This is a genomic window from Streptomyces sp. GL_140 (assembly GCF_057834465.1).
In genome coordinates, this window is record NZ_CM174404.1 from 1,473,839 (window position 1) to 1,495,679 (window position 21,841).

Genomic DNA, 21,841 nt, shown 5'->3' on the forward strand with positions numbered 1-21,841 from the left:
CCCGGCAGGGAGCGGCAAGGCGGCACGGAAGAATTCACGTGCGCCGATTCCCGCGCTGCCGTCGATTCAACCCGGCCGACGGGCGCCCCAGCAGCGAGGTCACGGACCCGGGCGGGCCCGGCACGAGCCCCCTCCGCCTTGCGTTGCCCACGTCGGTCGATGGCGCGGACGTACGGGCGCCGACCAACCGGCTTCACCGTCCTCCACCCACCGCAGGGTGCGCACGTGACAATCCGGCGGCCTGGTGACTTCGAACCACCGGCCGCCGGACTTTGAAGTTCAGTTGTTATTGTTGTTATTGTTCGCACCCCCGCCACCGTTGTTGTTATTGTTGTTATTGTTGGCTCCACCCCCACCATTGTTGTTGTTATTGTTGTTCGCTCCGCCCCCACCATTGTTGTTGTTGTTATTGTTGGCCCCGCCCCCACCGTTGTTGTTGTTATTGTTGTTCGCTCCGCCCCCACCGTTGTTGTTGTTATTGTTGTTGGCCCCGCCCCCACCGTTGTTGTTGTTGTTATTGTTGGCCCCGCCCCCACCGTTGTTGTTGTTGTTATTGTTGGCCCCGCCCCCACCGTTGTTGTTGTTGTTATTGTTGTTCGCTCCGCCCCCACCGTTGTTGTTATTGTTGTTATTGTTGGCTCCACCTCCACCGTTGTTGTTATTGTTGTTGTTCGCTCCGCCCTTGCCACCGTTGTTGTTGTTATTGTTGTTGTTCGCTCCGCCCTTGCCACCGTTGTTGTTGTTATTGTTGTTGTTCGCTCCGCCCTTGCCACCGTTGTTGTTGTTATTGTTGTTGTTGTTGTTTCCACCCTTCCCGCCGTTGTTATTGTTGTTGTTGTTTCCTCCACCGCCATTATTGTTGTTATTGTTGTTATTCCCGCCGTTGTCACTCGGTACCGTCACGTGCGCGATGGTCGGCGTCGTGGCAGCAAAGGCGAACGAGGGCACCGCAGCGCCCCCCACGGCCAGTGCAGCCGACGCGGTCAGCATCGCCGCGCGCTTCGCGAATTTGTTGAGCATGACGATTCCTTTCCGTATGAACCCTGTCGGTTCGCAGCCCGACTTCGGCTTCGCAAGCCACCACCCGCGGCGCTCGGACCCCGGATTCACTGGCCGGAGTCGTTCGGTGGGCGCGGGTTCGACGGCATGCCGAACGGCATGCCCTTGCGCGGGGCCGGTGGGACATGCGAACCAGAGAGACCCGGGTTCTGGAACTCCTTCGCCAGCATGCGCCGCGATAGTCGGCGACACATCGGGCAAACACCCCAAATTCGGCTCCGGCTCACCCCAAAATCCCCTCCGGTACGCCCCACATCCCCACCGAGGACCCCCGTACCGCCCACCCTCAGCCCACCCGTCCCACTCGGTCTGGATCTTTTGCGCGGCTCCGAGCATGGGAGGAAACTGGCTGGTGATGGACCTGCTAGAGCGAGAGGCCGTGCTCCAGGCCCTCGTCGGTCACCTCCAAGCGACCGAGAGCGGCCCTGGACGTCTGGCCCTTTTGCGTGGCGAAGCCGGGATCGGCAAGACCGCCGTCGTCCGGCGTCTGGCGCAGCTGGCGGATCCCGGCATCCGGGTCCTGATCGGCGCCTGTGACCCCCTGGCCACGCCCCGTCCCCTCGGCCCCCTGATGGACTTGGCTCCGCACCTGGGCCGGGCGGTACGCACATCCCTGACCGGGGCCCTGGCCGGTACCTGCCGTACGGATGAGGTCTTCGACTGCCTGCTCGCGGACCTGAGCACCTGTCCCAGCCTGCTGGTGGTGGAGGACGTCCACTGGGCCGACGAGGCCACGCTGGACCTGCTCCGTTACCTGGTCCGGCGGCTGCCGGGTGTTCCGGCGCTGGTGGTGGTCACCTACCGCGACGACGAGATCGGCCGCACCCACCCTTTGAACGGCCTCCTCGGCACGCTGGCCGGCTACCCGTGGGTGTACCGCCAGGACCTGGCTCCCCTGAGCCTGCGGGCCCTGGCCCGTCTCACCGGCGGACACCCGGTCGACGCCGAGCAGCTCCATCACCTCTCCGCCGGTAACCCGTTCATCGTGACCGAGGTCCTGGCCTCCCCTGCCGAACCCGTACCGGCCACGGTGCGCGAGGCCGTCGCCGGTCGCCTGGCCGGCCTCTCGGACCCCGCGCGGACCGTCATCGACGTGCTGGCCGTCCTGGGGCGCCAGGTCTCGCTCCAGCTGCTGGCCGGCCTCCTGCCCGCCCCGGAAGAACCGCTCGATGAGGCCGTGGCCTGCGGAATCGTGCGCACCGACGGGCAGGTGGCCGGGTTCCGCCACGAGCTGGCCCGACTGGCGGTGCTCGACGCCGTACCCGCCGCGATGCGTCTGCGCGTACACCGGCAGGTGCTGGCGGTGATGCGGTCCGGTCCGATCGCCGCTGACGATCTGGCGCTGCTCGCCGATCACGCCGAGGGCGCCGTGGATCCGGCCGCCGTGCTGGAGTACGCGCCCGCGGCGGCGGCCCACGCCGCGGCGTCGGGGGCGTACCGGGAAGCAGCCGCCCAGTACGCCCGCGCCCTGTCGTACGCCGACCGCCTGCCAACCGATCGGTCGGCCTCCCTGCTGGAGGGCCATTCGCAGGCCACCCTGCTGTCCGGCGGGCTGGACGCGGGGATCGCTTCCGGGCGCAAGGCCGTCGTGCTGCGCCGGGCGCTGGGAGACCGGCTGCGCGAGGGCGACGATCTGCGCCGGCTGTCGGACTGGCTGTGGCCGGCCGGGCGGGCCGCCGAGGCCAGAGCCGCCGGTCTGGACGCCGTACGGGTGCTCGAAGGGCTGGGGCCGAGCCGGGAACTGGCCCGCGCGTACCTGAATCTGTGCCGGTTGGCCTGCTACGAGCACGAGGGGGCTGCGGCGACCGCTGCCCACGCCGAGAAGGCGATCGCGCTGGGCGAACGCTTCGGCGATCCGGGCGTCCTCGTACAGGCGCGTTTCCATGCCGCGGCGGCACGCATGCTGTGCGAAGGGGGCGGCTGGGAGGACTGCGAACACGAGCTGGCCGGCGCGATGGCACAGGACCTGCCGGTGGACGCGGGCGTCCTGGCGGTCGTCACTTGCTGGTTCGCCGCACTGCGGCGCGATGCCACCCGGACCACCGCGGCCCTGAGCCGGGCGGAGTCCCATTGCCTGGACCGTGACCTGCCGTCCTACCTGTTGTGCACGAGGGCCTGGGGAAGCTGGGCGCTTTTGAACTGCGGCCTGTGGGGGCCGGCCGCCGATGCCGCACGGGCCGTGCTGTCCCATCCCGGCTCACCGCCCGTCGCCCGGTCCACGGCCCTGACCGTCCTGGGCCTCGGGCAGGCCCGACAGGGCAAGGCCCGGGTGTGGCCGCTGCTGGAACGGGCGGCGGGCCTGGTCGACCCGGGGTGCCTGCTGGACACGGGCCTGGGCCGGGAGGCCCGGGTCGAGGCGGCCTGGCTGGTCGGTGACCACGAGCGGGTGCGGGCGGAGGCCGGGCGCGCGCTGGCCGCGCTGAAGGAGCAGGAGCGCGACCACCCCTGGCTGTCCGGGCCCCTGGCCTGCTGGATCCAGCGCGCCGGAGGCACCCCGCCGCCCGTGCCGGCTGCCGGACCCTACGCGCTGGAGCTGGCCGGCGACTGGGCCGGCGCCGCGGAACTGTGGGACAGGCTCGGCTGCCCGTACGATGCCGCGCTGGCCCGTCTGTCCGGCAACGCGCCCGCGCTGCACCAGGCCCTGGCCGCCTTCGAGGCCCTGGGCGCCCGGTCGGCGGTGGTACGCACCCGCGCCGTGATGCGTTCCCGCGGTGTCCGCCCGGTGCGGCGGGGCCCGCGGGCTGCGACCCGGGCCAATCCGTACGGGCTGACCAACCGGGAGCTGGACGTCCTGAAGCTGCTGGGCGAGGGCCTGTCCGATGCCGAGATCGGCGCCCGCCTCTACATCACCCCCAAGACCGCCGGACATCACGTGGGCGCCGTGCTGACCAAACTGGGCGTCCACACCCGCCACGAAGCCGCCCGCAGGCTCCACCGGTCCGAGCGCTGACAGAGCTCGGACGACAAGTTTTCAGGTGATGAGGATGAAGAAGGCAGCCTTTCGGCGCACCGGCCTCGCAGCCGCGGCCTGCTGCTGCATGGCGTTCGGCGCATGGGGCGCACCCGCGAGCGTGGCGGCCGGCCCGTCACCGAATGCGCGGGCCGCGCCCGCCGCGTCGGAGTCGGCGACCCGGTGCTACGCGACGCGCGGCAGCCCGGAGTCGGTGGTGTGCTTCCGGACCTCGTTGAAGGCGGAGTACCGGCACGGAATGATCGTCTACATCCCCGTGCTCATCCAGGTGCCCACGCCGTCACCCCCGCCGCCGGTGATCGTCGTGGAGAGTCTGAACGACATTCGTCCGGCGGCCGACACCGGGGCCGGCGGTTCAGCTCACGGCGGGTAGCCACTGTTCGAGCAGCGCTTCGGCCGTGGTGATGGTCGCCACCAGGGAAAGGGAGTTGCGGATCACTTCTGCGGTGCAGGCCGCGGGCACTCCGGCGATGGCGTCCGAGGGGACGACCACCTGGTAGCCGAGGTTCACCGCGTCGAAGACGGTGTTCGGGATCGCGATGTTCGAGGACACCCCGGTGACGACGAGGGTACGGATGCCGAGGTTGCGCAGCAGCGCGTCCAGATCGGTTCCGGCCATCGGGGAGAGCCCGTGGAGCCGGCGCACCACCAGGTCCTGTTCGGCGACCGTGATGGGGGCGGCGACCTCGACGGCCGGGCTGCCGGTCAGCTGGCGCACGGGAAGTCTCCCGGCGGCCCGGAAGAGCCGGGCGTTGGTATTGGCCGCGAGCCCGTCCGGCCGCCGTTCGGCGACCGCGTGCAGCACCTGTACCCCGGCCCCGCGCGCGGCCTCGACCAGTGCGGCGACCCGGTCGAGCATTCCGGAGTCCCGGGCCTCCTTCGCGAGTTCCGGCAGGGCGCTCTCCTCGCCGACGACGCCGCTCTGGCACTCGACGGTGAGCAAGGCGGTGGTGGCTGGATCTGGTTCGGCCATGGCTCCCCCTGGCGTGACGACGCAAGAGCCCGCATGATTCCTGACACACAGTCAGATGTGAAGGGGTGCGGAGTAGATGGCGGACCAGGTGGACGAGGCGCACGCGGACGTGGACGCGAACGTGGACGAGGCGCACGCGGACAGGACGCACGCAAGCAGGGCGCAGCGGCGGGGCCGCCGCATCATGATGACCGACGAGGAACTGGACGCCTTCCTGCGCGAACAGCGCACCTGCCGGGTGGCCACGGTCTCCCCGGACGGGCGCCCGCACGTGGGCGCGCTCTGGTTCGCCTGGGACGGCACCTCGATGTGGCTGTACTCGATCACCCGCAGCCGGCGCTGGTCGGACCTGCGCAAGGACCCCCGGATCTCGGTGGTCGTGGACTCGGGCGAGGGCTACGACGAACTGCGCGGCGTGGAGCTGTCCGGCAACGCCGTCTTCGTGGGCGAGGCCCCGCGTACGGGCGAGCCGTGCGAGGAGCTCGCCGAGCCGGAACGGATCTTCCCGGTGAAGAACTTCGGCATCGAGGAGATGCCCCACGACGGGCGGCACGCCTGGATCCGGCTGACCCCGGAGTCGATCGTGTCCTGGGACTTCCGCAAGATCTAGTGGCTGACAGGCCCTAAAGGGCGGCGGCGGTCTGCTGGAGAGCTTCGACGGCGGCCCGGATCGACGGCCGCCGGTCGGCGTCCGCCCGCCAGACCGCGTACACGTGGCGGCGTACGGTCTCGCTCACCGGCAGCAGCCGGACCCCTTCGGGTACGGGTCCGCGCCCCAGCCGGGGGGTCACGCACACCCCGAGTCCGGCCTCGACGAAGGCCAGTTGGGTGTGGTGCTCCTCGGCGATGTGCGCGATCCGGGGCTCGATGCCGGCGCCGCGAAGGGTGTGGACGAGCCACTCGTGGCAGAACTGCCCCTCGTTCCAGGAGATCCAGTCGTCCTCGCGGAACTCGGCGAGCGAGACCTCCGCGCGGCCCGCGAGCGGATGGTCCGCCGGCACCGCAATGTCCGCGGAGTCGTCCAGCAGGTGCGTCCGGGTGAGCTCCCCCGGCACCGGCATCCGCTTGTTGTGCCAATCGATGGCCAGGGCCAGATCGAGGTCGCCCCGCACCACTGCGGCCATGCTCTCCGCCGGCTCCTGTTCCCGTACGCGGGGCCGCAGTTCGGGATGGTCCGCGCGCAGGAGGGCCAGCACCGGCGGCAGCAGGCCGCGCATGGCGGTCGGGAAGGCGCCGATCCGCAGTTCGCCCACGGCGCGGCCGCGCCGGGCCTCGACGTCGGCCTGGGCGAGCTCGACCTGGGAGATGATCCGGGCCGCGTGATCGGCGAGGAGCCGGCCGGCGTCGGTGAGCCGGACCCCGCGTCCGCTCTTGGCCAGCAGCGGCTGGCCGACCTCGCGCTCCAGCTTCGCCATCTGCTGGGACACGGCGGAAGTGGTGACGTGGAGCCCGTCGGCTGCGCCGCTCACGGAGCCGTGGCGGGCGAGGGCGTCGAGGGTGCGCAGTCGCTCCAGGTTCAACATGTAAGCGATGCTACGCCGTCACTCCCAAGAACTCTCGCTTGTCCTAAGAGATCGGTAGGGCCAGAGTAAGACTCATGAGCGCACCCACGACCCCCCGCCCCTCCCTCTCCCGCACCCCCGCCGCCCACCCCGTCACGCCCGCCGCCGGACGGCTGGACTGGCGCCTGCGCTTCGCGGTGCTCTCCGTGATCTGGGGCTTCAGCTTCCTGCTGATCAAGGTGGGCACGGAGGCGTACGCCCCCTTCCAAGTCGCCCTGGGCCGGGTCTTCTTCGGCGCGCTCGCCCTGCTCACCGTGCTCCTGATCCGTCGCGAACCGCTCCCCCGGGGCCGGCGCACCTGGCTCCACCTGACGGTGGCCGCACTGCTGCTCAACACCGCCCCCTTCTCGCTCTTCGCGTACTCGGAGCTGAGCATCCCCTCCAGCCTGGCGGGCATCTGCAACGCCACTTCCCCGCTGTGGGGCATGGCACTGTCACTGGTCGCCCTCTCCGAGGACCGCCCGACCCGCCGCCGTTTCGCGGGGCTGGGCCTGGGCTTCCTCGGTGTGCTCACCGTCCTCGGCGCGTGGCAGGGCTTCTCGGGCATCGACGCCAAGGGCGCCGCGCTCGCCCTGCTGGCCTCGCTCTGCTACCCGATCGGCTGGATCTACGTCCGCCGCACGCTGGCCTCCACGCCCGGCTCCCCGGTCGCCCTGACGGGCGCGCAGCTCATGGTCTCCACCCTCCAACTGGGTGCGGTCAGCACCCTGTTCACCACGGCCCCCGACTCCTTCCCGCTCTGGCCGACCCTGTCGGTCATCGCGCTGGGCGCACTGGGCACGGGCATGGCGCTGCAGATGCAGTACGGCCTGGTCACGGAGATCGGCCCGACCACCGCGCAGATGGTCACGTACTTCATCCCGGTCATCGCCACCACCGCGGGCGTCCTGCTGCTCCACGAACAGCTGCACTGGAACACCCCGGTCGGCGCCGCCGTCGTCCTGGCGGGCGCGGCCCTCAGCCAGCCCCGCCGCCGGTAGCCGACCGGCGGACGGCACAGGTCCGGAGCCCGGTGCACGGAGTCCGGCGCACGGAGCCCTGAGCCCGACCCGGCTCCGGACCTGACCCCCGACTCGCGCCTCGCGCCCTCAGCCGAAGCGTCCCCCGCCCGTCGGCCGTACCGCCGCCGCCACCGCGTCAGCCAGCACCGGCAGGTCCGGGAGCGAGAGCCGCGACACCGTCATCCGCAGCCCCGGCGCCGATTCCACCCGGAACCGGCTTCCCGCGGACACCGCCCAGCCCGCGCCGAGCAGCCTCGTCACCACCGCCGTCTCATCGGCGACCGGCACCCACACGTTCATCCCGCTCCGCCCGCGTGCCGGTACGCCGCGCTCCGCGAGCGCCGCGATCAGCCCCTCGCGCCGCTCCCCGTAGGACCGTGCGACCGCCGTCCGGTCGACCGCGCCCGCGTTCCACAGTTCCACCACCGTGTACTGGAGCAGCCGGCTCACCCATCCCGGGCCCAGCCGCTGCCGGCCCCGTACCCGGTCGAGCGTCACTCCGTCCCCGGTCAGCACGGCGAGCCGCAGGTCGGGCGCGTACGCCTTCGCCGTGGAGCGGATCAGCACCCAGTGCCGGGTGACCCCGCCCAGGGAGTGCAGCGGCAGGTCCACGATGCCGTGTCCGTGGTCGTCGTCGATGACCAGCACATCCGGGTGCCCGGACAGCACCGACCGCAGCTCCGCCGCCCGCTCCGCGCTCACCGCCGCGCCGGTCGGGTTCTGCGCGCGGGCCGTCACGAGCAGCGCCCGCGCGCCCTCCGCCAGCGCCCGCTCCACCGCGCCGGGCAGCGGGCCCTCGTCGTCCACGGCCACCGGCAGCACCCTCAGACCCAGCGCCGGGACCAGGTCCAGCACGCTGCCCCACCCCGGGTCCTCGACCGCCACCGCGTCCCCGGGCCGCAGGTGGGCGGCCAGTACCCGTTCGATTCCGTCCAGGGCGCCCGAGGTCACCGCCACCGCCCCGGCCGGCACCCCGTCCGCGTCGAAGCCGGCCCTGGCGAGCCTCGCCAGCTCGGGAACCACCGGATCCTGCCCGTAGAGCGTCGGCTCCGCGGCGTACCGGCGCGCGGCACCGGCCAGGGCCTCGTCCAGGGCGGGCAGCAGCCGTACGTCCGGGTTGCCGGAGGCGATGTCGCGCACCCCCTCGGGGACGGGCATCCGCAGCTCGTCGCGCGGCGCGGTCGCCGGGCGGGCCCGGACCCGGCTGCCGCGCCGCCCGTCGGTCTCGATGACCCCGCGATCGCGCAGCGTGCGGTACGCCGCGGCCACGGTGTTGGGATTCACCCCGAGCACACCGGCGAGCTCCCGCATCGGCGGCAACAGGGCTCCCGGCGCGAGCGCGCCCGATCCGACGCCCGCTTCGACACTGGCCGCGATTTCCGATGCGCGACGCCCAATGATCAGATAATCTCCTAGCACAAAGCCAAGTATGCACTAATACAACGGAGTCCGCATCATGAGCGCCACCGGGTACGAGCCCACCGACCGCACCGTCCCGACCCGGTCCCGCGACCGCGCCCGCTACGACCGCGAGACCGTGCACTCGATACTCGACCAGGCCTACCTCTGCCACCTCGGCTTCGTCCGCGACGGCGCCCCGGTGGTCCTGCCGACCCTCTTCGGCCGCGTCGGCGAGACCCTCTACATCCACGGCTCCACGGGCTCGCGCCCCCTCCTCGCGGCCGGCAAGGCCGATCCGGGGCTGCCCGTCTGCCTGACCGTGACGCACGTCGACGGCCTGGTCCTGGCCCGCTCGGCCTTCCACCACTCGATCAACTACCGCTCGGTGGTCGTGCACGGCACCGCCTACGAGGTCACCGACCCGCAGGAGCGCCGGATGGCGCTCGACGCCCTCGTCGACCACGTCGTCCCGGGCCGCTCCGCCGATTCGCGGCCCGCCAACGCCAAGGAGCTCGCGGCCACCGCCGTGATCCGCCTCGACCTGAACGAGGTGTCCGCGAAGCTCCGTACGGGCGGCCCGAACGACGACCCCGAGGACCTGGGGCTGCCGTTCTGGTCGGGCGTGGTCCCGGTCGCGCCCGCGTACGGGACCCCGATCCCGGCGGCGGATCTGACCCCCGGGACCACCACCCCGGACTACATCGCCGCGCTCTGAGGTTCGGGGGCGGGCCGGACCTCCGGCCCGCCCCCGAGCCCGGCCTCCGGCCCGTCGCCGCTCCCGCCCGCCGGCCCCCGCGACTCGGCGGCGATCAGCGCGCCCACGGCCGTCAGCAGCAGTACGGTGCCCAGCACCACCGCGCCGGTCAGTCGCTCCCCGAGCAGCAGGACGGCGATCACCGCCGCGCTGACGGGCTCGATCAGCATGATCACGGACACCGTCGCGGCGCGCACCACGGCGGCCCCACTGAAGTAGAGCGCGTACGCCAGCACGGTCGGCACGGTGGCCATGTACACGAGCAGCCACAGCACCCGCACCGGTTCGGCGGTGTGCGGGGCGATCCCCTCCAGGACGGCGAGCGGCAGCAGGCAGACCGTGCCCACCCCCACCGACCAGGCGGTGGTGACCAGCGGATCCCCGCCCGCCCCGCGTCGGCCGAGCAGCCGGGCCCGCAGGGTCATCGCCGCGTATCCGGCGGCGGACAGCAGTGCCCAGCCAACGCCGAGCGGCCGCACCTCACCGCCCCCGCTGCCGAGGACCAGTACGGCCAGCCCGGCGAGCGCCCCGACGACGGCGGCCACCCCACCCCGGCCGAGCCGCTCCCCCATCCAGTGGCGGGCGCCGAGTGCGATGAGCACCGGCCCGGCCCCGAGGGTGACCACGGTGCCGACGGCGAGGCCGGTGTCGCGGACGGCGGCGAAGTACGCGGACTGGAAGAGCGTGAACATCAGCCCGGTCCCGATCAGAGACCCCACCGAGGGCCCGGGCCCAGCCGCCGCGTCGGCCCGCCGGGACTGCCGGGACCGGTGCGCCGGCGCGGACCGCCGGGAGCGCCAGGCGCGCCCGGAACCCCGTACGGCGAGCACCGCGAGCAGCACCGCCAGCCCGCCCGCGCACCGCCAGAACGACAGGGCGAGGGGACCGAGGTCACTGGCGAGGAAGAGCAGCGAGGCCGCCGCCCCGGCAGTGCCCCAGGCGACGCCGGCGACGACGAGGTACAGCAGACCTCGACCGGCGGAGGGCACAGGGGTGGAAGAAGGCCCCGGACGGGAAGGGCCGGAAGAACGTGAAGGGTTCGACACGAGAGTTCTCCGCGCATGCGTGAAGGATGGAGGAAGCAGGACTCATCGCTTCGCGGACAGCGCGAACCCGCCCGGGTCACGACCCGGGCCGGGTTCTCTACGTGGTGGCAGCCGCCCGCGCTAGGCGGCGGGAGGCGGAAGCACGGTCTGCGGCATGTCCCGGAGCCTACTCCGTCCTAGACCTTGCTCGGATCGCGGTCCAGCGCGGCCACCGGCTCCGCGGTACCCGGCACGACCGGCCGGGAGGTCTGCGCGATGAGGGCCCCGCCCAGTACGAGCGCGCCGCCGACGATCTGCCAGGTCGCGAGGTGCTCGCCCAGCAGCACCCAGGCCAGTACGGTCGCCACGACCGCCTCCAGGCAGGCCACCACGCCCGCGACCTGCGGCGACAGCTTGCGTACGGAGACCACGCCGGTCAGGTACGCGAACACGGTGGCGATCAGGATCACCCATCCCAGCAGCACCGACGCCGGGATCCTCAGGTCACCGACGGCCGCATAGCCGCCGAGCACCTGCCAGTCCATCTGCCACGGTCGGGCGATGGCGGTCATCACGAGGGCGCCGACGATCATGCCGTACGCGATCACGCCCATCGGGTCGGGCACGTCGTCCCCGTCGCTGCCCTGGTCGGCAAAGACGAAGTAGAAGGCCTGGCAGCAGGCGGCCGCGAGGCCGAGCAGCACCCCGAGCGGGTCCAGGCTCAGCCCGGCCCAGATCTGGACCACGCAGGCGAGGCCCACGACGGCCACGGCGGCTCCGGCCGCGGCGGCCCGGGTCACGGGCTTGCGCTGCACGAAGCGGATGTAGCCGAGCAGCAGCGCGGGGCCCAGGTACTCCAGGAGCAGGGCCACGCCGACCGGGATCCGGGACAGGGAGGCGAAGTAGAAGGCCTGGACCCCGGCCACCGCGACGAGCCCGAAGCCGGCGAGCAGCAGGGGTTTGCGGCGTACGAGATCGCGATGGCGCCAGGCCAGCGGGGACAGCACGAGAGCCGCCCCGGCCACCCTGAGCCAGACCATGTGGAGCGGGTCCAGACCCGCCTCGATCAGCGGCTTCGCCGCCACACCCGAACCACCGAACGCGATCGCCGAAACGAGGGCGAGGCCCAGTCCGGAACGTTTCCCTGACGCTTGCATCCGGACATCATGACAGGGCCCGTCAGGAGTGACACGGCGGTGACACCTGTTGAGACGCAGTCGACACCGGGCGCGGCCGGGCCGGGCCCTTACCTCAATATCTGACAGGTCGTCAGTCTTGAATGTTGCGTCCGCCGCGACTACGTTCCGCCGCACGTACCTGACGAGAAGGGGTGGTCGCATGGCTGAAGTCACCGCGGAATCACGCATCGAGGCGTCCGCCGCGAAGCTCTGGTCCCAGCTGACCGACTGGGACGCTTACGGCCAGTGGAGCATGACCCACACCAACTTCCCGAAGGGCGGTCCCGAGACCCTCGCGATCGGCTCCACCTTCGCCGAGAACATGAAGATGATGGGCTTCCCGGCCGAGGTCCTGTGGACGATCTCGGAGCTGGAGGAGGAGCGCGTCATCGCCATCACCGGCAAGGGCCCGATGGGCGTGGCCGTCCTGACCCGCTACAGCCTGATCCCCGACGGCGAGGCCACCACGGTCCGCATCGACGGCGAGTTCACGGGCGCCGCGGTCGCCATGATGGCGGGCAAGCTCAAGGACTCGGCGACGGCCGCCCTGAATGAGTCGCTCCGCAAGCTCGCAGGCCTCGTAGCCTGACCACCGAACCCACCCGTTCCTACGGCAGCGCGCCCCGCGAGAAACCTCGCGGGGCGCGCTGCTTTGTGCGGGAGGTCCCGCCGGCCGGGCTCAGTGCTCGTCGGCCAGGATCAGGTAGAGCTTCTTGCGGGCGTCGTTGATGACGGCGAGGGCCTTCTCCCGCTGTGCGGGGGTGCCGGTCTTGAAGACCTGGCCGAAGGCCTCCATCAGACCGAAGCCGGCCGTCCGGATCTCGCTCATCGCCTCGAAGTCGAACCCTCGCCCGACTTCCGCCCAGGGGGCGTCCGGACCGGACTCGGCCTCGGTGCGGCCGGCGTCGGTGAGCGTGAAGAGCTTCTTGCCGCCCTCGCTCACGCTCGTGATGAGCCCCTCGTCCTCGAGCATCTGCAGGGTCGGATAGACCGACCCCGGGCTGGGCTTCCACGCCCCGCCACTGCGCTCGCCGATCTCCTGGATCATCTCGTAGCCGTGCATCGGCCGGTCGGCGAGCAGCGCCAGGATGGAGGCGCGCACATCACCCCGCCGGGCCCGGCCACGCGGTCCGCCGCGCCCGCCCCGCCCTCCGAAGGGCCCGCCGCCGAAGGGCGGACCGAACGGTCCGAAGGCGGCACGCCGCCCCTGGAACTCCTCCCGACGGTCCGGCCCGCAGTGGCCGTGACCCCGCCCGTGCTCGTGGTCGTGATCGTGTCCGCGTCGTTCGTGCTGTCCGTGTGAACGCATGACTGCGCTCCTTTCGTCATTCGGTGATCTGGTTGTCGCTGTTGCGATACACCAACTATCGCTGACCCATCGCGATGCGTCAACGATATATCGGGAACAACTTCACCGAACTGTCCGCACCGAGCTCCGCCGTCTGCTCGCCGATGCGGGGCGCGTGACCGCGGCCCGCCGCTACCAGGCCAGTCATCCCGGATTGGCCTTTGCGGGGGCTCCTGCCGTCTCCCTACGGTCGAGGGCATGCGCATCAGAATCGTGGACGCCTTCACCGACCGCCCCTTCGCCGGCAACCCCGCCGGCGTCCTGCTCCTCGACGGCCCCGACGGCGGGTTCCCCCCGGACGCCTGGCTCCAGCAGGTGGCCGCCGAGGTCAACCTCTCCGAGACCGCCTTCGCCCACCCCCTGCCGCCCGGCGGGGACGCCGACTGGGCGCTGCGCTGGTTCACTCCGGCCGGTGAGGTCGACATGTGCGGCCACGCCACCCTGGCCACGGCCCACGTGCTCGCCACCAGCGGCCTCGCGAGCGGGCTGATCCGCTTCTCCGCCCGGTGCGGCATCCTCACGGCCGAGGCCGCCGAGGACGGCACGATCACGATGGACTTCCCCACGTCCTCCCTGACCGAGGTCGACCCCGTCGCCGAGGTCCAGCGCGCCCTGGGCACCGAGATCAAGTCGGTCCACGACACCGCCGCCCACATCGGCGACCTGGTGGTGGAGCTCGCGGACGAGCGGACCGTACGGGAGCTCACGCCCGACCTCGCCGCCCTGCGCGGCTACGCCCGCCGCGGGACCATCGTCACCGCCGCCGCCGAGGACCCTGCCCGCGGCTACGACTTCGTCTCCCGCGGCTTCTTCCCCGCCGTGGGCATCGACGAGGACCCGGTCACAGGCAGCGCCCACACGGCGCTGGCCCCCTTCTGGGCCGCGCGCCTGGGCCGCACCGAGCTCGTCGGCCTCCAGGGCGGAGCGCGCACCGGTCTGGTCAGGGTCCGGCTGAAGGGCGACCGTACGCTGCTGACGGGGACCGCCGTCACCGTCATCGACGGCGAACTGCTCACCGCCCCCTGAGACAGAAGGCGTACGGCGGCTACGGGGTGGGCAGCCAGCCCACCTTGCCCGCCAGCAGGGCGTACCCGCCGAAGGCCACGATGTCCAGCAGCGCATGGGCGACGACGAGCGGCCCGACCCGGCCCCAGCGCCGGTAGGCCAGGACGAAGACGACGCCCATCACCATGTTGCCGATGAAGCCGCCGATGCCCTGGTAGAGGTGGTAGGAACCGCGCAGCACGGAGCTGGCGATCAGCGCGGCCATCGGCGACCAGCCCAGCTGACCGAGCCTGCGCAGCAGGTAGGCCAGCACGATGACCTCCTCCACCACGGAGTTCTGCACCGCGGAGAGGATGAGCACCGGGAACTTCCACCACACGTCGGGAAGCGCCTCCGGCACCACCGTCAGGTTGAAGCCCGTGGCCCGCGCCACCAGGTAGAAGGCGAGCCCGGCGCTCCCGATGCCGGCCGCGACGAGCGCACCCCGGCCCAGGTCCCACACGGGTCGGGTGCGGTCGAAACCCAGCACCTTCAGCCCGGGGGCACCCTCGCGCGTCAGCAGGTGCGCCACCAGCAGTACGGGGACCAGCGCGCTCGCGATGCCGAACAGCTGCCAGGCCAGGTCGAGCCAGGGCCGGCCCGGGGCGTACGAACCGTTGAGCGTGGCGGCCTGGTCCTTGAGCCCGCCGGGCTTGGTCAGCGAGCCGATGAAGCTGATCAGCGCCGAGACGCCGCTCGCGCCCAGGGACAGCGCGAGCACGAGCAGCGTCTCGTCGCGCAGGACCCTGCGCCCGTCCCGGCCCCCGCCCAGTGCCCCGTCCAGCTCCCCGACCACCGGTTCCGGCTCCGTCCGCACGCTCGTCTCCCGTCCGCCGACCACTGCGATCACCCCATACTGCCTCGTCGGCGGGTGAACGGGATCACCGGACGGGACCGGAGCCGAACGGGAGCCGGATCACAGTGCCCGGACGCCCCGGGTCAGCCCCGGGCCGCCGTCACGGCGCTCACCTCCGCCTCCGCGAGACCGACCGGCCAGGTGTGCACGGGGTCGCCCTTGTGCATCAGCTCGCTGTAGCGGCGCGTGGTCGCGGCGAGCGCCGCGTCCCGCTCCAGCCCGGCCGCGAGCGCCCGGTGGTACGTCTCCACCTGCCAGGTCGCTCCGTTGACCCGTCGCCGACATCGCTCCTCGATGATGCCTAGGTAGTGGTCCCGGTCGGCGGGCTCGATGCCCCAGGCGTCCAGTCCCGCGGCCGCCATCGGCAGCAGCTCGTCCAGCACCAGCCGTACGGCCGGCACGCTGGCCAGTCCGCCGCCCCGGCCCCGGCGCGGCCAGCGCAGCCGGGCGTCGATCCCGTAGCGGCAGGCCGCGTCGAAATTGGCCTCCGCTTCCGCGAAGGGCAGCCGGCTCCACACCGGACGCTGCTCGTCCGCGAGGGTCCGTACGAGCCCGTAGTAGAAGGCCGCGTTGGCGACGACGTCCGCCACCGTCGGCCCGGCCGGCAGTACCCGGTTCTCCACGCGCAGGTGCGGCACCCCGTCGGCGACCCCGTACACGGGCCGGTTCCACCGGTAGACCGTGCCGTTGTGCAGGACCAGTTCCTGAAGGCTGGGCACCCCTCCCTCGGCGAGGACCCGCAGCGGCTCCTCCTCATCGCAAATCGGCAGCAGGGACGGGAAGTAGCGGACGTTCTCGGCGAAGAGCTCGTACGCCGAATCCACCCACCGCTCGCCGAACCAGGTGCGCGGCCGCACCCCCTGCGCCTGGAGCTCGGGCGGCCGGGTGTCGGTGGCCTGCTGGAAGAGCGGCGGCCTCGACTCCCGCCACAGCTCGCGCCCGAACAGGAACGGCGAGTTGGCGCCGACGGCTATCTGTACGGCGGCCACCGCCTGCGCCGCGTTCCACACGTCCGCGAACCGGGCCGGAGTCACCTGCAGGTGCAGTTGTACGGAGGTGCACGCGGCCTCGGGCACGATCGATCCCGAGGTCCAGGTCAGCCGCTCGACTCCGTCGATGTCGAGCGTGAAGTCCTCGCCGCGCATCATCAGGATCTGCTCGTTCAGCAGCGAGTAGCGGTCCACCGCCGAGAGGTTGGCGGTGACCAGGTCGGCGCGGGAGATCGTCGGCAGAATTCCGATCATCACCACCCCGGCGTCGATCTCGACGGCCTGCCGGTGGGCATAGCCGAGACCCGCGCTCAGTTCCTCGGCGAGCCGGTCGAATACCCGGCCGCCGAGCCGGTGCGGAAGTACATTCACCTCCAGGTTGAACATTCCAAGTTCCGTTTGGAAATCGGGGCTCGCAATGCGCTCCAGAACCTGTGCGTTCACCATTCTCGGCAACCCGTCGGCACCAGCCAGATTCAACTCGATCTCGAGCCCCATCATGTTCTTGGGCCGATCGAACCTCTTCTCTTCCAGAAGCCGCTCCAGTCCCTCCAGGCACTCGTGAAGCTTCCTCCGGTACCGTTGCCGATCGGACAGGTCGAATCCGCCCGCCACGACCTTCTCCCCCATCGAAGCGTCCCTCCTCGACTGGGCCTGGCAGGCTTGGAAAAGATCCCTCACCCCAGGCGCGCGTTACGGTCGATGATGCCCCGGCGGCATGATCGATAACGCGGAAGGGGCGTGACTGGCGAGGAGCGCGCGCCGGTTTGGCCGACAGGCGCTTTGGCACATTCCCCTGGCATGCCGAGCTGCGCAAATACCCCATATGATTTGCCGGTTCCGAATAACCGGCGCTTTCCAGCCGAGCCCCCGTCCGGTAACCTCCGAGGTCAGCGCGGCACGATTGCGCGCACGCGTCATGAATGCCATGTCAGGGGGACCGGTAAGCGCCTTGCCCGCAATAGGCGGGACAGCTAGCCGAAACACTGCGTGAACACATGTCGTATAAACTCCGCAAACGAGGCAGAGAGTTGGCGCGCGGCCATTGCCCCTCAGCCCCCCTCTGGCCCCAGAATGCGACAGCGCCGTCCCGCACCTCCCCCGATCCACCGGTCTCCCAAGCGAGAGGCGACCCACCATGCCGCTGCACGTCCCTCCGGCCCCCGCGCCCGCCCTGCGCAGCGTCCTCGCGGCCCTCGGTTCCCCCAGCGCCGTCAACGAAGCACACACCCCGGCCCTGCGCTCACTCCAGGGCCCGATGACCGCCGAACTGCCACTGCCCGTACACGTCCTGGACCGGCTGAACCTCTCCGGCCTGACGGCCGGCGGCCGGCCGCCGCGCACCAGGCTGACCGGCTGGCGGTTCCTGATCCGCAGCGGTGAGCGCTACGTGGCTGCCGCCGACACCCGACTGACCCCGGACGGGTGGGCCTTCTCCCACTTCTTCGAGGGCCCCTACGTAGCAGCCACCGAACGCGCGCTGCGCCAGGCGGAATCCCTCGGCAAGAGCTACCAGCCACGACTGCTGTCCGTACCGGAGCTGTACATGCTGACGCTGTGGCTCCACGGGGCCGTGGGCGCCGACGCGGCGTCCGGGATGCCGGCGGCCGCCGATCTGCTGGTCCCGCTGGCGCCCGCCCCGCCCGGAATCGCCGCCTACCGACCGCACCCGGTGTCCGAACTGCTGCCCGTGATGACCCACCGGCTCACGCCCACGGCGCCGCCGGTCCCGCCCTCGATGGCGGCCCCGGCCGCCTGAACGAGGCACGGCGCACCGCTGGAGGAAGCACGGTGACCGGAACTGCCCATTCGGCCTAGCCCACTCGGGCCCCCTGCGAACCACCCGAAATGACAGGGGAGTTGGCCTGAACCGCCCGCACGGGTGATGCGTCATCAATCTATGAGGACAGCTGCCGGGAAATCCCTGCGGACACCGAGTCCTAGGGGAACACTGGGGACCCTGACCAAGCCAAATCGTTGATACGGGGGGCGGCCATGAACAACGCATCGAGCCGCAGCACACAGACCACACCGCAGCGAAAGAACGCATCCATGTGCCAGCACAAGCCAGCATGCCCGTCAGCCGACTCCGCCGACCGGGAGGCCGCACACCCCGTGGCCGTCCACCCGGAACAGGGCTGGAGCCTGCTGTGCAACGGCGTCCTGCTCTTCGAGGACACCGGTGAGCTGCTGCCGGACGGCCAGATCATCGCTCCGCACCGCACGCTCTCCGCAGCGCACGTGATGAAGGCCGCCTAGCCGGGCCCGTCCGCCGACAGCGAGCGCCGAAAGGGGCCGGCCCAGGAGTACCACTCCCGGACCGGCCCCTTCGTCATGCACTGGAAGACCTCAGAACCGCACGGCTCCCGCCGCGGGCCCGCGAAGGCCTAGTTGTCGTACTCGTCCAGCGGCGGGCAGGAACACACCAGGTTCCGGTCACCGAAGGCGCCGTCGATGCGGCGCACCGGCGGCCAGTACTTCTCCGCGGCCGACACCCCGCCCGGGAAGACGGCCTCGTCACGGGTGTACGGGTGGTTCCACTCGCCGCCCAACGCCGCCGCCGTGTGCGGGGAGTTGGCCAGCGGGTTGTCGTCCACCGGCCACTCGCCGCCCGCGACCCGCTCGATCTCGGCGCGGATGGCGATCATCGCGTCGCAGAAGCGGTCGATCTCGGCGAGGTCCTCGGACTCCGTCGGCTCGATCATGAGCGTCCCGGCGACCGGGAAGGACATGGTCGGCGCGTGGAAGCCGTAGTCGATCAGGCGCTTGGCGATGTCGTCGATGCTGACGCCCGTGGCCTTGGACAGCGGGCGCATGTCGATGATGCACTCGTGCGCGACCAGGTTGCCCGGTCCGGTGTAGAGCACTGGGTAGTGCGGCTCCAGGCGCTTGGCGATGTAGTTCGCGCCGAGCACCGCCACCTGGGTGGCGCGCTTGAGGCCCTCGCCGCCCATCAGGCGCACGTACGACCAGGAGATCGGCAGGATGCCGGCCGAGCCCCACGGAGCGGCCGAGATCGGGCCGACGCCCGTCTCGGGGCCGGCGGTCGGCTGGAGCGGGTGGTTGGGCAGGTACGGGGCCAGGTGGGCCCGGACGCCGACCGGACCGACGCCGGGGCCGCCGCCGCCGTGCGGGATGCAGAAGGTCTTGTGCAGGTTCAGGTGCGAGACGTCGCCACCGAAGTGACCGGGCTTGGCCAGGCCCACCAGGGCGTTGAGGTTGGCGCCGTCCACGTAGACCTGGCCGCCGGCGTCGTGCACCTGGGCGCAGATGTCGGCGACGTGCTCCTCGAACACACCGTGCGTGGAGGGGTAGGTGATCATCAGGACGGCGAGCTCGTCGCGGTACTGCTCGATCTTGGCGCGCAGGTCGGCCGCGTCCACCTCGCCGTCGTCGGCGGTCTTGACCACGACGACCTTCATGCCGGCCATCACGGCGCTCGCGGCGTTGGTGCCGTGCGCGGAGGACGGGATGAGACAGACGGTGCGCTGCTCGTCGCCGTTCGCCCGGTGGTAGGCGCGGACGGCCAGCAGACCGGCGAGCTCACCCTGGGAGCCGGCGTTCGGCTGAATGGAGACCTTGTCGTAGCCGGTGACCTCGCAGAGACGTTCCTCCAGCTCGGTGATGAGCGTGAGGTAGCCCTCCGCCTGCTCCACCGGGGCGAAGGGGTGCAGCTGGCCGAACTCGGGCCAGGTGACCGACTCCATCTCGGTGGTCGCGTTGAGCTTCATGGTGCAGGAGCCCAGCGGGATCATGCCGCGGTCCAGCGCGTAGTCCTTGTCCGAGAGCTTGCGCAGGTAGCGCAGCATCGCGGTCTCGGAGCGGTGCTGGTGGAAGACCGGGTGGGCCAGGTACGCGTCCTTGCGCAGCAGCCCCTCGGGCAGCGCGTCGGCGGTGACGGCGTCGAGCTCCTCCAGGTCGGCGGTCACCCCGAAGGCCGCCCAAACGGCGTCCACGTCGGCGCGCAGGGTGGTCTCGTCGCACGCGGCGGAGACCAGATCGGCGTCCACCTGGTACAGGTTGACCCCGCCCTCGCGGGCCGCGGCCACGACCTCGGCGGCACGGCCCGGGACGCGGGCGGTGAGGGTGTCGAAGTAGGCGCCGTGCACGACCTCGACCCCGCCGGCCTTCAGGCCGGCGGCGAGCAGGGTGGCGTAGCGGTGGGTGCGGCGGGCGATCGTCCGCAGGCCGTCCGGGCCGTGGTAGACCGCGTACATGCCGGCCATGACGGCGAGCAGCACCTGCGCGGTGCAGATGTTGCTGGTGGCCTTCTCGCGGCGGATGTGCTGCTCACGGGTCTGGAGGGCCAGGCGGTAAGCCTTGTTGCCGTCCGCGTCCACGGAGACGCCGACGAGGCGGCCGGGCAGCGAGCGGGCGTGCTTGGCCTGGACGGCCATGTAGCCGGCGTGCGGTCCGCCGAAGCCCATCGGGACGCCGAAGCGCTGGGTGGTGCCGACGGCGATGTCCGCGCCCAGCTCGCCCGGGGAGGTCAGCAGGGTCAGGGCGAGCAGGTCGGCGGAGACGGCGACGATCGCGCCGAGCTCGTGGGCCCGGTCGATGACCGGCTTGATGTCCCGTACGGCACCGGAGGCGCCCGGGTACTGCACGAGCACGCCGTAGATGCCGCGCTCGGCGGCCTCGGCCGGGATGCCCTCGGAGAGGTCGGCGACGACCACGTCGATGCCGATCGGCTCGGCGCGGGTCTGGATCACGGCGATGGTCTGCGGCAGCGCGTCGGCGTCGACGAGGAAGACGTTGCCCTTGGCCTTGCCCACGCGGCGGGCCAGCGTCATGGCCTCGGCGGCCGCGGTGCCCTCGTCGAGCAGGGAGGCGCCGGAGGTCGGCAGGCCGGTCAGCTCGGCGACGACGGTCTGGAAGTTCAGCAGGGCTTCCAGGCGGCCCTGCGAGATCTCGGGCTGGTACGGCGTGTACGCCGTGTACCAGGCCGGGTTCTCCATGACGTTGCGCAGGATCACCGGCGGCGTGAAGGTGCCGTAGTAACCCAGGCCGATCATGGAGGAGAGGACCTGGTTGCGGTCGGCGAGCTGACGCAGCTCGGCGAGCACCTCGGCCTCGGTCCGCGCCTCGGGCAGGTTCAGCGCGGCAGTGGTCTTGATCACATCCGGCACCGCTGCGGCGGTCAGTTCGTCCAGCGAGCCGTAGCCCACCTGGGCGAGCATCTTCGCCTGCGCCTCGGCATCAGGGCCGATGTGGCGCTGCTCGAAGGGGATGCCTCGCTCCAGCTGGGAGAGCGGAATGCGGTTGGCGGTCATGTACGGAGGCCTCCTGGGTCGTACGACCTGCGAGGGGCACCACGGCGCGGGCACCCGGACGGCCTCCCCCTCTGTCATCACAACCTGAGAGCTTCACCGGGCCACGCGGGGGTCTCCCGGGGGTCCGGCTTTCACCGTCGGTGAGGGAAGGAACCGGCACTGCGCGCCCGGTACCGCCCCTACTTTCCAGAGTGGCCTCACCACGTGCGGTACGTATGCCTGAGAGATTCCGGGGAGGATTTGCTCCTTCGGCGCCCCCGTCTTGCTCACTTGGAGGACTCTCCCGCACAGGGTCAACAGCCGTTACCCAGCCTACCAGCGAGGATCTCGGCCCCTCCCCGAGTGGCCCACTCTCCGGAAATGCACTTTTGTAGTCATTACGGAGGAGTTGCGACCAAATGGAGGGA

The 21,841-nt window shown here is 71.3% G+C and carries 19 protein-coding genes and 1 riboswitch; of the genes, 9 read left to right on the top strand and 10 right to left on the bottom strand.

Annotation, left to right across the window (positions count from 1 at the left end; genetic code table 11):
* Positions 1 to 279: 279 nt before the first annotated feature.
* On the bottom strand, positions 280 to 1,020 hold the full coding sequence (locus tag AC3IYJ_RS06865; RefSeq protein WP_489400450.1) for a hypothetical protein: 741 nt from the start codon (positions 1,018 to 1,020) through the stop codon (positions 280 to 282).
* A 394-nt stretch (positions 1,021 to 1,414) separates the two neighbouring features.
* Between AC3IYJ_RS06865 and AC3IYJ_RS06870 the strand changes: the two genes are divergently transcribed.
* Together AC3IYJ_RS06870 and AC3IYJ_RS06875 are read left to right on the top strand one after the other, a co-directional pair.
* Positions 1,415 to 4,009 carry an ATP-binding protein gene (locus AC3IYJ_RS06870; RefSeq protein ID WP_489402722.1) on the top strand — a complete coding sequence of 865 codons (2,595 nt, stop codon included), beginning with the start codon at positions 1,415 to 1,417 and terminating at the stop codon, positions 4,007 to 4,009.
* A gap of 34 nt (positions 4,010 to 4,043) precedes the next feature.
* A complete protein-coding gene (locus AC3IYJ_RS06875) occupies positions 4,044 to 4,403 on the top strand; it encodes a hypothetical protein (protein WP_489400451.1) in 360 nt (119 codons plus the stop codon).
* Here AC3IYJ_RS06875 and AC3IYJ_RS06880 read toward each other — a convergent pair.
* Positions 4,386 to 5,003, bottom strand: coding sequence for a cysteine hydrolase family protein (locus AC3IYJ_RS06880; RefSeq protein ID WP_489400452.1), 618 nt, complete (start codon positions 5,001 to 5,003; stop codon positions 4,386 to 4,388). The genes AC3IYJ_RS06875 and AC3IYJ_RS06880 overlap by 18 nt on opposite strands.
* A 184-nt stretch (positions 5,004 to 5,187) precedes the next feature.
* On the opposite strand from AC3IYJ_RS06880, the gene AC3IYJ_RS06885 reads away from it, so the two are divergent.
* A complete protein-coding gene (locus tag AC3IYJ_RS06885) occupies positions 5,188 to 5,613 on the top strand; it encodes a pyridoxamine 5'-phosphate oxidase family protein (protein WP_489402723.1) in 426 nt (141 codons plus the stop codon).
* A gap of 13 nt (positions 5,614 to 5,626) precedes the next feature.
* Here the strand turns inward: AC3IYJ_RS06885 and AC3IYJ_RS06890 are convergent, their stop codons facing one another.
* The gene (locus AC3IYJ_RS06890) at positions 5,627 to 6,526 is read right to left on the bottom strand and encodes a LysR family transcriptional regulator (RefSeq protein ID WP_489400453.1); all 900 of its coding nucleotides are present in this window, start codon (positions 6,524 to 6,526) and stop codon (positions 5,627 to 5,629) included.
* Positions 6,527 to 6,600: 74 nt separating this feature from the next.
* Between AC3IYJ_RS06890 and AC3IYJ_RS06895 the strand changes: the two genes are divergently transcribed.
* On the top strand, positions 6,601 to 7,545 hold the full coding sequence (locus AC3IYJ_RS06895; protein ID WP_489400454.1) for a DMT family transporter: 945 nt from the start codon (positions 6,601 to 6,603) through the stop codon (positions 7,543 to 7,545).
* Positions 7,546 to 7,653: 108 nt separating this feature from the next.
* Here the strand turns inward: AC3IYJ_RS06895 and AC3IYJ_RS06900 are convergent, their stop codons facing one another.
* Positions 7,654 to 8,985, bottom strand: coding sequence for an aminotransferase class I/II-fold pyridoxal phosphate-dependent enzyme (locus AC3IYJ_RS06900; RefSeq protein WP_489400455.1), 1,332 nt, complete (start codon positions 8,983 to 8,985; stop codon positions 7,654 to 7,656).
* 37 nt (positions 8,986 to 9,022) lie between these two features.
* Here AC3IYJ_RS06900 and AC3IYJ_RS06905 point away from each other — a divergent pair, with 37 nt between their 5' ends.
* On the top strand, positions 9,023 to 9,682 hold the full coding sequence (locus AC3IYJ_RS06905; RefSeq protein ID WP_489400456.1) for a pyridoxamine 5'-phosphate oxidase family protein: 660 nt from the start codon (positions 9,023 to 9,025) through the stop codon (positions 9,680 to 9,682).
* Here the strand turns inward: AC3IYJ_RS06905 and AC3IYJ_RS06910 are convergent.
* On the bottom strand, positions 9,664 to 10,710 hold the full coding sequence (locus AC3IYJ_RS06910) for a DMT family transporter (protein ID WP_489400457.1): 1,047 nt from the start codon (positions 10,708 to 10,710) through the stop codon (positions 9,664 to 9,666). The two genes, AC3IYJ_RS06905 and AC3IYJ_RS06910, sit on opposite strands and share 19 nt — an antisense overlap.
* 233 nt (positions 10,711 to 10,943) lie before the next feature.
* Positions 10,944 to 11,903, bottom strand: a complete 960-nt coding sequence (locus tag AC3IYJ_RS06915) for an EamA family transporter (protein WP_489400458.1) — start codon at positions 11,901 to 11,903, stop codon at positions 10,944 to 10,946.
* A 181-nt stretch (positions 11,904 to 12,084) separates the two neighbouring features.
* On the opposite strand from AC3IYJ_RS06915, the gene AC3IYJ_RS06920 reads away from it, so the two are divergent.
* Positions 12,085 to 12,513: a type II toxin-antitoxin system Rv0910 family toxin gene (locus AC3IYJ_RS06920; protein WP_489400459.1), complete on the top strand. Its 429-nt coding sequence runs from the start codon at positions 12,085 to 12,087 to the stop codon at positions 12,511 to 12,513.
* A gap of 90 nt (positions 12,514 to 12,603) precedes the next feature.
* On the opposite strand, the gene AC3IYJ_RS06925 is transcribed toward AC3IYJ_RS06920, so the two are convergent.
* Positions 12,604 to 13,233, bottom strand: coding sequence for a PadR family transcriptional regulator (locus tag AC3IYJ_RS06925; protein WP_489400460.1), 630 nt, complete (start codon positions 13,231 to 13,233; stop codon positions 12,604 to 12,606).
* A gap of 237 nt (positions 13,234 to 13,470) precedes the next feature.
* Between AC3IYJ_RS06925 and AC3IYJ_RS06930 the strand changes: the two genes are divergently transcribed.
* A complete protein-coding gene (locus AC3IYJ_RS06930; RefSeq protein WP_489400461.1) occupies positions 13,471 to 14,298 on the top strand; it encodes a PhzF family phenazine biosynthesis protein in 828 nt (275 codons plus the stop codon).
* Positions 14,299 to 14,317: 19 nt separating this feature from the next.
* On the opposite strand, the gene AC3IYJ_RS06935 is transcribed toward AC3IYJ_RS06930, so the two are convergent.
* Positions 14,318 to 15,100, bottom strand: coding sequence for a CPBP family intramembrane glutamic endopeptidase (locus AC3IYJ_RS06935; protein ID WP_489402724.1), 783 nt, complete (start codon positions 15,098 to 15,100; stop codon positions 14,318 to 14,320).
* Between the two features lie 155 nt (positions 15,101 to 15,255).
* Positions 15,256 to 16,791: a glutamate-cysteine ligase family protein gene (locus tag AC3IYJ_RS06940; RefSeq protein ID WP_489400462.1), complete on the bottom strand. Its 1,536-nt coding sequence runs from the start codon at positions 16,789 to 16,791 to the stop codon at positions 15,256 to 15,258.
* 508 nt (positions 16,792 to 17,299) lie between these two features.
* On the opposite strand from AC3IYJ_RS06940, the gene AC3IYJ_RS06945 reads away from it, so the two are divergent.
* Both AC3IYJ_RS06945 and AC3IYJ_RS06950 read left to right on the top strand, forming a co-directional pair.
* On the top strand, positions 17,300 to 17,920 hold the full coding sequence (locus AC3IYJ_RS06945; RefSeq protein WP_489400463.1) for a hypothetical protein: 621 nt from the start codon (positions 17,300 to 17,302) through the stop codon (positions 17,918 to 17,920).
* A 293-nt stretch (positions 17,921 to 18,213) separates the two neighbouring features.
* The gene (locus AC3IYJ_RS06950) at positions 18,214 to 18,420 is read left to right on the top strand and encodes a DUF5999 family protein (protein ID WP_489400464.1); all 207 of its coding nucleotides are present in this window, start codon (positions 18,214 to 18,216) and stop codon (positions 18,418 to 18,420) included.
* Positions 18,421 to 18,548: 128 nt separating this feature from the next.
* Here the strand turns inward: AC3IYJ_RS06950 and gcvP are convergent, their stop codons facing one another.
* Positions 18,549 to 21,434 carry an aminomethyl-transferring glycine dehydrogenase gene (gene gcvP, locus AC3IYJ_RS06955; protein ID WP_489400465.1) on the bottom strand — a complete coding sequence of 962 codons (2,886 nt, stop codon included), beginning with the start codon at positions 21,432 to 21,434 and terminating at the stop codon, positions 18,549 to 18,551.
* Positions 21,435 to 21,631: 197 nt separating this feature from the next.
* Positions 21,632 to 21,730: riboswitch (glycine riboswitch) on the bottom strand.
* Positions 21,731 to 21,841 lie beyond the last annotated feature (111 nt).